This is a genomic window from Pedococcus sp. P5_B7, assembly GCF_054049895.1.
In genome coordinates this window covers 158,282-172,313 of record NZ_JBFULM010000001.1, presented here as the reverse complement: position 1 = coordinate 172,313, position 14,032 = coordinate 158,282, and the positions used below count along the sequence as shown (strand labels likewise).

The window sequence follows — 14,032 nt, the reverse complement described above, 5'->3', positions numbered from 1 at the left end:
GATGCGGGGCAGGGTCTCCGGGGCCTGCGGGCCGACCGAGCGCGGCAGTGCCGTGGTCGAGTTCGTCTTCCTCACCGTGCTGGTGCTGGTGCCGTTGTTCTACCTCGTGATGACCGTGTCGAGGGTCCAGGCCGGCTCGTATGCCGCGTCGACCGCGGCGCGTGAAGCCGGGCGCGCGTATGTGACTGCCCATGACGAGGCCTCGGCGGGGGAGCGGGCCCACGCTGCAGCACGGGTGGCGTTCGGGGACCAGGGATTCGGTGCCGACGACCTGCGCCTGGCGATGGTCTGCGACGGGACCCCCTGCCTGCGACCGGAAGGACGGGTGGAGGTGACCACGACGGTCGTGGTCCCGCTGCCGCTCGTCCCGTCGTTCGCCCGCCGGGTGGTGCCGCTCGAGGTGCCGATCACCGCGAGCCATGTCGCGGTGGTCGACCGCTTTCGGGACGAGCCGTGAGGTGGGGAGCCGCCGCTCGACCGTGGCGGACCGGTCCAGCCCTCCGGTGCCGTGCAGCGAGATCCGAGTGCGGCCAGGTGTCCCTGCTCGTCCTGGGGTTCAGCGTCGTCGCGATCTTGCTCATCGTGGGGACGGTGGCGGTGACCTCCGTCCAGCTGTCGCGGATGCGTCTCCTCGATGCGGCCGACGGGGCGGCCCTCGATGCCGCCGACTCGCTCGACGTGGGCGCCTACCACCAGGGCCTCAGCGGGGCGGTCGCGCTCAGCGACACCACTGTTCGCCGCACCGCCGTCGACTACCTCGCGCAGAGACCGCGACCCGAGAGCCTGCTCCGCTGGCAGGTGGTTGGCGGCACGGGGAGCCCTGACGGGGAGACCGCCGTGGTGCGGATCTCGGGTGAGGCCAGGGTGCCGCTGGTCGGAGGGCTGCTCGAGTCAGTGGGCGGCTCGGTCACCATCACCGTGGAGTCGCGGGCGCGAGCCGACCTCGGCTAGCCGGGTGCTTTGCGCGCGGGGCCTCAGTCGTGCGAGGCGCCGCCGAGGACGCGCCAGGAGCCACCGCGGAGCAGCTGGATGAGCTCCGCGCGCTCGACCTCTGAGAGGGTCCGGGCGTCGTCGTTCTGGTGGCTGGGGTTGCGCATGCAGGAAGATTAACGGCGCCAGAAGGCGACACGCGTCACCCCGCTGCCGGACACCGAAAGTCCACCAAAAAGCTGAGAGGCGCGGGACGAAAGGCCGACGGACCGTATCGGGACACAACGTCAGATGTCGGGCACTAGCGGCGAAGACCGTTGCGCGGTGACGATTTTCGACACCTGCTGGCCGCGCCGCAGTGGTGCCGTGATTGTCGAGGTTTGCGTCGTCGGGGATGGCGGCTCTGTGACAGGTCGTTGACCGTCGCGTCTCGCCACTGGTTACCTGCATAGAGCATCACTGGCTTGCATTCGCTTGGAGTGGCTACGAGGGGACCCGCAGCCAGCTTCGCACCGGGCGGCACCCGCGCGTGCCGTCCTCCTGAGGTTCGCGCCGCCCCCGGGGAGGTGTGCTGTGTCGCTGTGGACCGACCTGCCGGCCAGCGCGCAGAACTCCGGTGCCCTCGACCAGGTGCGGCCCCTCCTGCAGGGCCTGACCGGCACCGACGACGGCCTGCAGGCCGACGAGGACGGCACCTGGCACGTCTACACGGCCACCGGCACCTGGCCGACCCCGATCACCCTCGACCCGGGCTCGGGTGGCTTCGGCAACGGCGGCACCACCTCGACGACCCCCATCGAGTTCCCCGACCCGAGCGTCAGCGTGCAGCTCGGGCTCCACCAGACCGGCGGGGTCGGTGACGGCGGCTGGCGGGTCACGCTGACCGTGCCGATCGTGCTGGTGCGGCTGCCGTTCCTGCGCGGCGCCGACCTCGACGGCCAGGGCCAGCTGCGTGCCAACGGCCTCCCCGTCACGTTCACGCTGCCGTCACTGAGGATCCGCGCCAAGCAGCTCGCCGGTCAGTCCGTCGGCGTCGAGCTGCTGTCGGCCGAGACCGGTGGCACCCCGGTCGACCACATCTACGAGTTCATCTCGATGAACCCGCCCTACGCACTCGTCGGCCCCTCTGACGTCGTCGGCTTCGCCTTCCGCACCGCCGTCCTCGACCTGTCGGGCACGGCTGGCCCCAACGTCCCTGCCGTCCCGGCCGAAGCCCGCTCGATGCCCGCCGACTGGCAGGGTTTCTACCTCCCGGAGGCGCGGCTCTTCGTCGCCCCGACCGGCCTCACGGGCCTTGCGGTCAGCGCGGGCGTGCGCAGCCTCTGGATCGGCCTCGGGGTCCACGCGGGCGTCACCGGCATCTTCGAGGCCGAGGTGGTCAACCGAGGCTCGGCGCCGGTCATCACGGTGAGCTTCCGGACCGCCTCGGGGGAGTGGATCGGCGACCCCGGCACCGGCGCGGCCGAGCTGCCGGAGCACGCGACCCTCTTCGTGGACACGGCCGGTGGGCTGGCGCCCATCACGATCAGCATCACCGTCAACGGCGTCGTCACGGCGGACGACCGGGTCGAGCTCACCGTCCCGTCGAGCGGCAACCTCAGCATCACCGTCACCGCCACCCCGGGCACGGGCCCCCCGACCACCCGCACCTTCACCGTGGTCCGCCGCAGCGCGCTCGGGGCGACCGGCGCAGGCTCGTCGACCGTCACGGTCACGCCGACGAACAGCCGGCCACACGCCATACGCAGGGTGTCGGAGACCGCCACCCATGTGAAGCTCACGACCGACCCACCGGTGGCCGCGAACTGGACCTGGGCCGGTGGAGGGGCCGGCCCATCGGTGGAGGCGGACGTGCCGGTCGCCGCGGGGGCGCGGGTCGACGTCACGGCCACCCTGCCGCCCACCCAGCCGCAGGCGGTCGACGCCTTCTTCCGGTTCGCGAAGCCGGACCCGTTCAACACCAGCACGGGTGCCCCCAACAACTGCGCCGTCTGTGGCCGCCCGGCCACGCCGGTGCACCTCTTCGCCACCAACTCCGACAACGTCGGCACCGCGCGCGCACCGGCCCAGGGCGCCGCGCCCACTGGGGGCGCCCTCCTCGCCGCGATCACCCCGCAGGTCGTGACCGAGATCGGCGCGGCGACCGCGCTGACCGTCAAGGGATATGCCTCGTGGGAGGGGCCGCAGCACGACTCCTCGAGCGACGCGACCTACAACCGACTGCTCAGCGAGCGCCGCCGTGACGTGCTCGTCGAGCTGTTGCTGCACCAGGGATTCACCAACGTCACGGCGGGTGCGGCCGACGGCTTCACCCAGGCCAAGGCCCAGACGACTTCGGCGGAGGGAACCACCCCGCCACCAGCCGCCGGCAGCGGCGCCTGGTGGCGGGCTCGCGCGACCACTGCCGGCAACGGCCAGGAGACCATCACCGCCCGAGTGGAGAGAGTCGTGCGGCCACCGGCCCGCGAGGTGGACCGTACGCCGCCGACCGGTGGCCGCCCCAACTGCTTCCGCAAGATCGGGGTGCGGGTCGAGCTGCTCCGGAGCACCTTCATCAGGGCAGAGGTCTACGGCGAGTTCGACATCGAGACGGCGGCCGAGACCGCCCTGCGCCAACACTCCCAACCCGCGCTGCGCACCGGCCCCCGCAACCCCTCCGACGGCATCTGCACCTTCCTCGTGCGACTGCGGATCGCCGAGGACCGCGAGTCGTGGCTGGTGAGTGCGGAGTTCCGCGCAGCCGAGGCCGACCTCGACGGGCTCGCCCAGATGGACCTGGCGCACTCCAACCCCAACGCCCTCAACGTGCTCGGGGCGCTGAGCGTCCTCGCGCCGCTCAGCTCCGCTGCGGCCGAGCTGTCACCCGCGGCCGGGGCGCTGGTCTCGATCGGCAGCATCGCCCTCGGCGCGAGCAGCCTGATCAACACCCAGAAGCTGATCCTGCGCGGGGGCGAGCTCGTCGTCAGCCAGGGCATCATCGCCCCCGACGGCTCGGCCACCGTCGACCCGCGTGGCACCTCGGTGAGCGTGCTGCTCGACATCGAGGTCACGTTCACCTTCGACCTCGGTATCGTCAAGGTGAACCCGGCGCACCCAGTCACCACGCGGTACAAGGCGATCGGGGTGCGGTCGTCGTGGAACACCGCGCCCGATCCGGCGCACCCCGGCCACCTCGACTACCTGCCGATCCCGGTCTTCGACCCCAGCAAGGGATACAGCCTCGACATCCCGGCCGGTGCCCTCAGCGCCAGCCCACCGCTTGACGAGCTGCTGCGGGTGCTGGGCTTCCGGGTCAGCCGCGACAACCCCACCTACATGGAGGTCGAGGTCGGCCTCGGGCTCGACCTGGGCATCGTCACCGTCGACACCGTCCGCGTCAGGGCCCGGCTCGACGGGCCGTTCGAGATCACCCTCACCAAGCTGGCCGCCTCGCTGGAGGTGCCGGGCGTCCTGCACGGCAACGGGTCGCTGGAGTTCACGCCGTTCGGGTTCAAGGGCTACTTCGACCTCACCGTCACGCCGATCAACCTGCGCGCCAGTGCGGTGCTCGCGGTCGAGACCAAGAACGGCGTGACCGGCGTGCTCATCGGGGCCGAGGTCGAGCTGCCCGTGCCGCTCCTGCTCGGCAACTCCGGGCTGGGCATCTACGGATTCCTGGGCGGCGTCGGCATCAACTACGCGCGTGACGAGTCACCTTACGCCTCAAGGCCCGTCCCCTCCCTTGACTGGCTCCAGGCGCAGCTCCAGCGCGGTCACGTCATGCACCCCGACGGGTGGACCCACACGGCTGGCTCGTACGCCTTCGCTGCGGGCATGCTGCTCGGCACCGTCGACGGCGGGTTCGTGGTCCACCTCAAGGGCATCATCCTCATCGAGGTGCCCGGTCCGCGGCTCCTGCTGGTGATGAAGGCCGACGTCCTCAAGCTGCCCCCGGTGCTCAAGGACGCCAGCCAGAGCGCGACCTTCCTCGCCGTCCTCGACATCGACTTCGGCCGGGGCACGATCACGCTCGGCATCGTCGCGGCATACGAGATCCAGAAGCTGCTGAAGATCCGGGTGCCGGTCACCGCGTTCTTCGACACCCGCAACCCCCAGAACTGGCTGGTCGACCTGGGGTCCTACGACGACCGGGTGACCATCGAGGTGCTCGACGTCATCAAGGGCAGTGGCTACCTCATGGTGCACGGCAACGGCATCACCATCCCCGTGCTCCCACCGGTCACCGGCGGCATGGCCATCGCCACCGGCTTCCACATCAGCTGCGTGCTCATGGGCAGCAAGAGCATCGGGCTCTACCTCGAGGTCGCCGGTGGCTTCGACGCGATCCTCGGCTTCGACCCGTTCTTCCTGGCCGGCAAGATCTACGTGCGCGGCGAGCTGCGGCTCTTCATCATCAGCATCGGGGCCAGCGCCGAGCTCGACGTCCTCGTCGGTCGGACGACGCCGAGCAGCCCCGACATCACCTACGTCCACGGCGAGGTCTGTGGCGAGGTCGACTTCTTCTTCTTCTCAGTCAAGGGTTGTGTCTCGCTCACGATCGGCAACCAGCCCTCGGAGACCCTCACCCCTCCGCCCCTCGTCGCCGGCGTCAGCCTGGTGTCGCGCTCGCCGGCCCTCGTCGAGGGCACCGGGGCCGAGCGCGCCATCGACGGCAAGCTCGCCGACGCCCTGCGGACCGGCGCCAGCGGCACACCCCCCTCGGTGCCGCTGGACGCCATCCCCGTCGTGCTCTTCAACGCCGCCCCCCACGTCCGCGGCCAGGTCATGGGCGGCACCCCACTCGGCAACAGCGGGGCACGGCCGTGGGTCCGCCTCGGCGACCGCTGGTGGACCTACGAGATCACCGCGGTGACTCTCACCGGCGACCTCCAGCCCGCGCCCCCGGCCGGCAAGACCCCGAGCTCGTGGTGGAAGCAGACCTCACCCGCCGACCCGTCGTCCGGCCCCGCGCTCGCCCTCCTCAACTGGCTGCCCACGCCGTTCAGCCGCGCGCTGCCCTACGGCGAGGCCCTCACCACCAGCGTCACCGACCGCTGGGGGACGGTCTGCAACCCGGCCGCTCCGCCCGCGCCGGTGCTCTGGACGTTCGACGGCAAGCCACCCGGGCCGAGCAGCGTCGGCTGGGACCTCGACGGCATCCCGTGGCCAGACCCGCCCGACACCCTGCGCACCCGGCCGGTTCACGGCGAGTGCGACGTCACCGAGGCATGGCGCTCCGGCGACCCGGCCATCGACATCCTCCAGGGGACGACGCCCGCCGTGGTGCTCGGCGACTCGGTCCGCTGCTGCACGCCCCGCCGTGGGCGCGACGTGCCCAACCCCCTCAAGGCGTGGGTCGCCACGGCCGGCTCGGCCTGGTCGACCCGCGCCACGGGGAACGACGACAGCGCGCTGGGCGAAGTCGCACAGGCGCTGGCGAGCGGGGCCAGCCTCGGCGACGTGCAGGCGGTGCGGCTCGCGCAGGGCTGGGACCCGCAGCTCAACCACGCGGCGACCGCGGCCAGCGCGGTCCTCGCCGTCACGCCTGCGGCCGCGTCGACCGGCCTCGGCTGCGAAGGTCGCATCCTCCGCTCGCCGGTGCGCGACTCCGACCAACCGGCACCGATGGGCACCGAGGAGGACATGGATCGCGTCAAGCGCGCCTGGGACCGCCTCAAGTTCACGCCGAGCGACCTGCGCGACACCGTGCGGATACGCCCCGACGGCGGCGCGGGCGACCTCACGATGCTGCTGCTCGTGCCCGAGGAAGTCTTCATGCAGCGGCTCGTCGTGCGGTGGCTCGACGAGAAGGGCAACGTCCTCGACCAGCGTGCCCTCGACTCCGACGACCGCCTCGACGGGGACAACCCGCTGCCCGCCGCGTGGGTCGACGGGGACGGTCCGTGGTTCGACCCGGTATGCCGCGCCGGCCAGGCCGCCGCGCGCGTCGCCTCCCGTGCCACCTGGCCCCACACCCTGCTGTTGGTGCACTCCCGGGATCTCCAAGATGTCGCGACGGTCGAAATCGGCTGGGACGCAACGCGTTTCCCGAAGGACCAACAGCCACCGGCGTTCTACCTCGTCGCCATGACCGGCATCCTCACCAGCGAAGCCACCCGCTGGTCGTGGGACACCTCGGTCGTCACCAGTGAGCAGGAGGCCATCTCCACCGCCCTCACCCAGGACCCCGACGACCACGCGTTGCTCGTCCCGGGCCGCGCCTACACGGTGGCCGTCAACTGGCGGGCTGCCTCGGTCAAGCAGGACGCCGAGCCGACCTCCGCACCGTCGTGGGACGGCGGGCACACCGACAGCTACCGGTTCACCGCCGACGGTGCCGACAAGTCGCCGAAGGACCTGTCGCCGTGGCTGCTCGCGTCCGCGCCCGGCATGGACGACGTCGGTGTCCTGTGTGCCGAGCCGATCCGGATCGCCCTCGCCACGCAGAACGTCGCCGCCCTCTTCGACGCCTACGACAAGGAGCTGCGGGTCATCGTCCTGGCTGCGTCGGGCAAGCACCCCGCGCCTCCCGGTGGTGGGGCCCCCGGCACCGGCTTCACCGTGCCGCTGGTGGCCGACGGCATCCACCTCAAGAAGCTCAAGGGCCTGGCCGTCTCGACGCCGTGGGAGGAAGCGGTGCTCGAGGTCCTCGGCGACGGCCAGCGCTGCATCGACATCAGCGGCGAGCGGGTGCGGCACGACGTGCTCGAGCTGCCCTACGACTTCGAACCGCTCACCGACTACCTCATCGACATCCATGCGGTGCCGAAGGGCTCGGCCGCCAGTGCCCGTGGCCTCGTGCACCGGATCGGCTTCACCACCAGTGCTTTCGGCACCGTCGCGCAGCTGGCGAGCCTGCTCCGCGAGGCGCGCTGGCGGCATACCGTCGTGCCGGCCATCGGACCGCTCGCGGCGCTGCCTGACGCGCCCACCGGTGACCAGCTCGACGCGGCCTTCCAGGCCGCCGGCCTCACCACGCCGCAGACGCCCGGGGCGCCGATGGTGCAGGTGCTCTGGTCGACCGACGCCACGCCCACACCCCTGGCACTGGTCGTCGAGTGCAGCGAGACGTTGTGGCGGTCGCGGCTCATGCCCACTCAGGTGCAGGGCCCGATCGACTCCGTCGACCCGACGCACCACTGGTGGGCCGCGCGGATGACCGACTGGCTGTCGCTCAAGCCCAGCACGGGCCCGGCGCCTGCCGGCTCGCTCCCGGCCGCCGGGATCACTCGAATCATCCGCGGGCCCGGCCTGGGACGCGCGGTCGTCCTCCTCGCCCCCGGAGCTCGCGGCACCCGCGCCGCCCTCGACCTCGTCGTCGCCGCCGACGCCCTCGCGGGGAGCGCCGAGTCGCGGGCCGTGGCCGTGGACGTCCCCCTGCAGCGCGCACCCTGGGAGGAGGAGCTCTGATGGCACGCAGGTCAGACTCGTCGCGGTTCCGCGCCAAGGCCGTCCGGCTGCCCTGGGCCACCCTCGCCGCGCGCCAGCGGGAGCTGCTTCGCCAGTTCGACATCGGGGTGGCGGACGCAGGCGCGTTCGGGACGCATGCCCTCACCCACGTCGCGCCGCGCGCTGCCCTCGCACCCGTCTTCGACGACCGCCAGCTCAAGCTGCGCTCGCTCGACATCCACCTCAGCTGGGCGTGTGGCCCGGCGCTCGGGGTGCCGCGCGGGCCGTTCACGGTCTGGACCCGCAGTCCGAAGGACTCACCCAAGCGGGCGCGGGTCTCGGTCTCCGGCGACAGCATCCCGTTCGTCACCTGGGGTCCGGTCGAGGCCGGGTGCGTGCGGGTCACGTGTCGGCCGCTGGACCCCTCGTCGCCCGTGGCGGTCTACCTCTTCCGCACCGGGGAGGACGCCGACTACGCGGTCGCGGCCGGGTCGGTCCAGCCGGTCAACGCCGACCCGCTGAGCATCACCGTCCGGACCTCGGGCGCGACCTACGCCAAGGTCTGGAACGGCACCGACATCAGCGTCGCGATCCAGCCGCTGGCCGACATCGTCGACGACCCGAACTGGAAGCCGCTCGAGGTCGTGGGCCTGCCCGTCGACCAGCCGGCGGCGGGGTTCGAGTACGACACCAGCGACCAGGGGCCGGTCGCGACCCCGATGTCGCCGGTCGACGCCGCGGTGCACCGCCTCCTGCGTGGTGGGCCGCCGATCGGTTGGGGGCCGGTCACCCAGGCCGGCCGGATCGCCCCGCCGTGGGCCGCGCCCGACCCCAAGCTGCTCGTCGCGGAGGTGCGGCGCGACCTGTTCCCCGAGCTGCCGCCGATGTACGACCTGTCGGTGCGCGAGTACCAGCAGTTCGCCGTCACCAGCCCGCGCGCGGTCGACCCGCCGCAGCAGGACGGCAAGATGTCGTCGCTCACCACCCAGGCCGACACCGGACCGTGGCCGATGCTCATGCTCCCGGCGCTGAGCGACCCGTTCCTCAACCTCGCCACCGGGTTCGGGGCGTCGTACACGATGGAGCGCCTCGACGACCTCCAGGTCGCCGTGGGTCACTGCGACTTCCTCGTCACCGGGAAGTACTCGCGACTCGCGCCTCCGGACCGCGGGGGTGCCGAGTTCGCGGCCTACGCCCCGGCACCGGAGCCGCACCTCGTGGTGCCGACGCCGACGGCTCTGCTGTCCGAGCGGGCCGGTCTGGTCGGCCCCATCACCCCCGACGCGCCCTGGCGCGAGTCGATCCGGCTCACCTGGGACCGCGTGCCCAAGAACGCCGCCGCCTCCCCGGTCACCGAGTCGGCCCTGGCGCGGTACGAGCTCGGGACCGCCGGTCCCGCCCAGTCGCTGCTGCCCAAGCGGGACGCCGGGGGAGACCGACCCCTGCTGATCAGCCCTGACGGCTCCGAGGGCAACACCGGGTTCAACCGCGTGGCGCTCGTCGACGGCGGCCAGGAGATCGTGATCGGCAGCGCCGGGCGGCATGTCGGCTATGCAGTCGCGGTGAGCGACGTGCACGGCATCTGGTCGCCGTGGCAGGACGTGCCGTGGGACGGCACCGAGCCGGCGCCCCAGCCCACCCGCCTCATCTCGGTCGCCCTCGACACCCACTACGCCGGGAGCCCCACCTGCCCGGGCACCCTCAAGGCCGAGGTCGCGGTCGAGTGGCTCGAGCGCACCCCCACCCAGGTCGACATCGTCGCGTTGTACTTCCCGATGGCAGCGGCGACCGACGTGCCGCCGGTCGGGATGTCACCCGCCGCTCCGACCCCGTCCGGCTGCTTCCGTCGCGACCTCGGCTTCACCTTCGCCGGGGACACGCCCGTCCCGAGCGGGTGCACCGTGCAACCCCTCAGCCCCGACGGCACCGAGGTGGTCACGCCCGGTCCGGGCCAGGGCGACGGCGGACGCCGGTATGCCGTGGTGGCAGACGTCCCGTCCCTCGACTTCGGGAGCACCGCCCGGTGGGGCGTCCAGGTGTGGGCGCGGCGGCACCTGCTCGTCGGGTCGAGCCCCACCCCGTGGTCGCCGGTGGACCCGAACCCCGCGCGCACCAGCGCCGCGAGCCCCGTGCCGGTCCTCCCGCTCCCGCCGCCGCCGCTTCCCGGCGTGCCGCTCGGGAGCACGGTCGACGCCCAGGGGTGCAGCCACGTGCGGGTGGCGTGGTCGCTGCCCGGCGGAGCCGATGTGCGCACCTGCATCATCTGGGAGGTCAACGAGACGTCCCTGCGCCAGCGGGCCGGACTGGCGGCCCGTCCACCCGACTCGACCCTGCCGGGTCAGCGGCTCGTCGACCTGCGCACCGCGTACGACGCGATGACCCCCACGCAACGCCGGGCGTCGTTCCGCCGGCTCGTCGAGGTCGACGGGGCGGTGCGCTCGCACGACGTCACGCTGCCGAAGGGGTCCAACGACATCCACCTCTTCATCGTCACCACGATGACGAAGACCGGCATCGAGAGCCCCTGGCCGTCGAGCGGCACCCCCCACGAGCACTTCCAGGCGGTCATGGCACCGCGGCTGCGCCGCCCTGCGCCTCCTCTGGCTCGACCGTCCATCGCTGTCGACGGCACCGTCACCATCACCCTGTATGCCGCGAGCGCCATTGCGGTGCAACGCTTCCGGATCTACCGGACCACCTCCGAGGAGGCCGCCCGCGAGGTCTCGACGATGGGCCCGGCCTTCGCCGACGCCGTCGTGACCACGGTGCCGTCGCCGACCGACATCGACCCGGTGCTCGGTCAGCCGATCTACTCCGCGACCTGGACCGGCACCCTGCCGGGACGCTGGGACCAGTGGCTGCTGCGGGCCGTCGCGGTGCCCGTCGACGTCGTCCCGCAGAAGGGTGAGCGCGGGCTCCCCTCGGCTGCCTCAGACGTGGTCGGCCTGCTCGTACCGCCCGGACCTCCCGAGCTCGAACCGCTCGCCGCCGACGTCTGGGGCGGCGACCACCACGGCGTGGTCGTGCGGACCGCCACGACGGCTCCACCCCGCGTGCTGCCGGCTGGGGTCCACCGACTCGACGGCGACGCGGGTGCCCAGCCCATCGCGTCGGTCGAGCTCCAGGCCGTGCCCACGACGCCGCTCACGAGTGCCCCCGCGGCCGCCGCGACCACACCGGTGCTCGAGCAGGGGACCAGGGTGACGGGCCGCTCACCGTTGGCGTTGTGGTTCACCCGACCGGTCGCCGGCGACCCGGTGGCCGTGCGGGTGCGGCTCGTCGACCCCTTCGGGCGAGAGGTGGTCCGCGAGCTGACCGTGCCCGGCTGGGTCCCCCCGCCACCGGACGTGACGGTCTCGATCGTCGACGTCTTCGCGATCGCCGGTCGAGGCGTCCACGTGGGCATCATCACCGACGCGAGCTACCGTCGTCGGCCGCCCTACGTGATGGAGATCGTCGCCCAGCAGCGGCTGCTCGGCCCGCTTCCGCTGCCCATCGCGCCGGTGGCGCCGATCGGTCCGGGCGGACCCGGTCCGATCCTGCCCGGCGGAGTCGAACCCGGACCGATCCCGCCCGGCCCGATCCTGCCCGCGCGGTCGCCCGGGCGAGTCCCCGCCGACGGGGTCCGGCCCGGCGGACCGTTCCTGCCGCGGGAACCTTTCCGGCCGCCGATCGGCCCCGCGCTGAGGCCGCGCACCCTCAGTGGGTCGTTCCCCCTCGACGAGATCCCGTTGGCGTCCGTCGGGTTCCCCCGCACCACCGAGATCGTCGTGGTCCGCAACCGGCTGCGCCGTGGGCTCAACCCGCCGCCGCCCTATGAAGCCTTCATCCCGCTCGCGGGGCCACTGCGGATCAGCGTCTCGATCATCTCGCCGGACGGCCAGCGGGTCACGGCCGTCCACACCGACTGACGCCGAACGTTCGACCCGCGGGCGTCAGGCGGCGAGGGCCAGCTGCCGTTCGAGGTGGCGTTCGAGTGCTGAGGGCCAGGGCGTCGGGTCGCTCGGTGATGACGCGGCCCGGACGGCTGGACCGTGGTCCGTGCTGTCATCAGCGTGGCCACCGTGGTGGAGGCCAGCCCAGTCGGCCGGGGCCGGCGGAGTGGTCGGGCTCTCCGGCGGGTCGTCGGGAAGGCAGCGTTCGGCACTGAGGAGGTCGGCCGGCGTCATGCCCACCGGCAGTCCCGGCAACCACCCACGACGCAAGTCGTGCAGCCGTTCGGGATGCAGGCGGTCGGTCAGGTGGAGGTCCTCGCGGATGCCGTGGGGCCGAGGCTCGGTGACCCAGCTGCGGCCGTCGGGCGCTCGCCAGGTTGCCTTACCATCACGGGCCAGACCCAGGGTCCAGCCGCCGTGGTGCTTGAACCCGTGGTGGGCGCGGCACAGGCAGACCAGGTTGGCCGGGTCGGTTGGCCCGTGCGGAAACGCGATGACATGGTCGAGGTCGGTGTTGCGCGCAGGAGTGTGGCATCCGGGAAAGCGGCACCCGCCATCCCTCGACCTGACTCGACGCCGGACGGAGGCGCTCGGTCGGTAGGTGGTCGGGTCCTGCACGATCGAGCCGTCCGGGTCGAGGCGGGCGAGCCGCAGCGTGACGTCGGGATCGCTCAGGAGTCGTGCGACGACGTCGGGAGCGAGCGCGCCGTGGCGAGGGTCGTCGACGACTCCGGGGATGACCCAGCGGACGCCCTGACCCTGCTCTGCGCCACGACCCTCGTCCGAGCTTGCCGCCTCGTCAGCGGACTGCGACGCGACCAGGGCTGCGGTGGCCGGGAGGGCCGGGACCAGCAGCTCGACCACCGTCGACACGTCGGCGCTCGAGAGCACCAGGTCGGTGAGGGCATCGGCCCGCGCAGCGTCGATCGGGGTGCCGGGGTTGGCCCTGGCGTACTCACCGGCCAGCGCGTCGACGGCCGCAGCCATCCGCTGGCTGGAGTCGGTGGGCAACGTCACCACCCAGCGAGCCATGCCCGGGTTGCCGCGGGCGGGCTGGATGACCACCCGACGTGCATCCCGGGCCCGGTCGGCGGAAGCCTCCTCGCTCGTCGGGTCGAGCTCGCGGGCGACCTTGGTCGCCCTGCTCGTCAGCTCGGACCGCGACAGCTCGCGCACCCGGTCGGACACGACGACGTACTCGCCCGTGACCTGGTCGACCGAGGACTCCAGGACCAACGCTTCGAAAGCCCCGCGCAGCTGGACCGGCAGTGAAAGCCCCGCCTCGACCACGACCTCGGTGCGGCGACGCTCGAGGTCGCCGTCCCAGGCCGCGTCGAACGTCGCGCCGAACTCGCAGGCCAGCCACCGAGCTGCGATGAGCCGTCGCTGCACCGTGCGCGTCGCGCAGTGCAGGGCGGGGGAGAGCGTGGAGGCGACGAGGCCGTGGGTGTCGCACGCGACCGGCCTGACCGGGAGCGCTGGCTCCATCCGACGACGGTGCTGGTCGTCCTCGACGCGGTCGGCCATGGTGTCCATGGCGAGCGACTGGCGCGCCTCGAGGGCGGCCGTGACCCGCTCGCACGCGATGACGTAGGCCTCCGCCTCGACCCGGTCGAGTGCAGCGACGTCGGACTTCGAGAGCGCGAACACCGCGGCAGCCAGGGCGACCGGGTCGGCATCGCGCACCAGGGCCGCCGTGAGGAGGCCGGAGCCGAACGAGGGCGTCGCGGACGGGCGGGCAGGCACCCAGTCTCCACTCCCGGCGACACTCGCCACAGCCATCACCCCCTGGTCGGCTC

General features: G+C 72.6%; 6 protein-coding genes. 4 read left to right on the top strand and 2 right to left on the bottom strand.

Going from position 1 to position 14,032, the window contains the following annotated elements; all coding sequences use genetic code 11:
* The first annotated feature begins 1 nt into the window (after nucleotide 1).
* Nucleotides 2–457 (top strand): pilus assembly protein, encoded by a 456-nt coding sequence (locus tag ACXJKD_RS00785; protein ID WP_457252819.1) that lies wholly within the window; start codon nucleotides 2–4, stop codon nucleotides 455–457.
* 77 nt (nucleotides 458–534) lie between these two features.
* Complete coding sequence (locus ACXJKD_RS00780; RefSeq protein ID WP_457252422.1) at nucleotides 535–951, top strand: pilus assembly protein TadG-related protein; 417 nt, start codon at nucleotides 535–537, stop codon at nucleotides 949–951.
* A 23-nt stretch (nucleotides 952–974) separates the two neighbouring features.
* Here the strand turns inward: ACXJKD_RS00780 and ACXJKD_RS00775 are convergent, their stop codons facing one another.
* The gene (locus ACXJKD_RS00775; RefSeq protein WP_457252421.1) at nucleotides 975–1,097 is read right to left on the bottom strand and encodes a hypothetical protein; all 123 of its coding nucleotides are present in this window, start codon (nucleotides 1,095–1,097) and stop codon (nucleotides 975–977) included.
* 406 nt (nucleotides 1,098–1,503) lie between these two features.
* Between ACXJKD_RS00775 and ACXJKD_RS00770 the strand changes: the two genes are divergently transcribed.
* Nucleotides 1,504–8,319, top strand: a complete 6,816-nt coding sequence (locus ACXJKD_RS00770) for a hypothetical protein (protein WP_457252420.1) — start codon at nucleotides 1,504–1,506, stop codon at nucleotides 8,317–8,319.
* Nucleotides 8,319–12,209: a hypothetical protein gene (locus ACXJKD_RS00765; RefSeq protein ID WP_457252419.1), complete on the top strand. Its 3,891-nt coding sequence runs from the start codon at nucleotides 8,319–8,321 to the stop codon at nucleotides 12,207–12,209. The genes ACXJKD_RS00770 and ACXJKD_RS00765 overlap by 1 nt, the downstream gene beginning before the upstream one ends.
* Nucleotides 12,210–12,233: 24 nt before the next feature.
* On the opposite strand, the gene ACXJKD_RS00760 is transcribed toward ACXJKD_RS00765, so the two are convergent.
* The gene (locus ACXJKD_RS00760) at nucleotides 12,234–13,979 is read right to left on the bottom strand and encodes a hypothetical protein (RefSeq protein ID WP_457252418.1); all 1,746 of its coding nucleotides are present in this window, start codon (nucleotides 13,977–13,979) and stop codon (nucleotides 12,234–12,236) included.
* Between the last annotated feature and the right edge of the window lie 53 nt (nucleotides 13,980–14,032).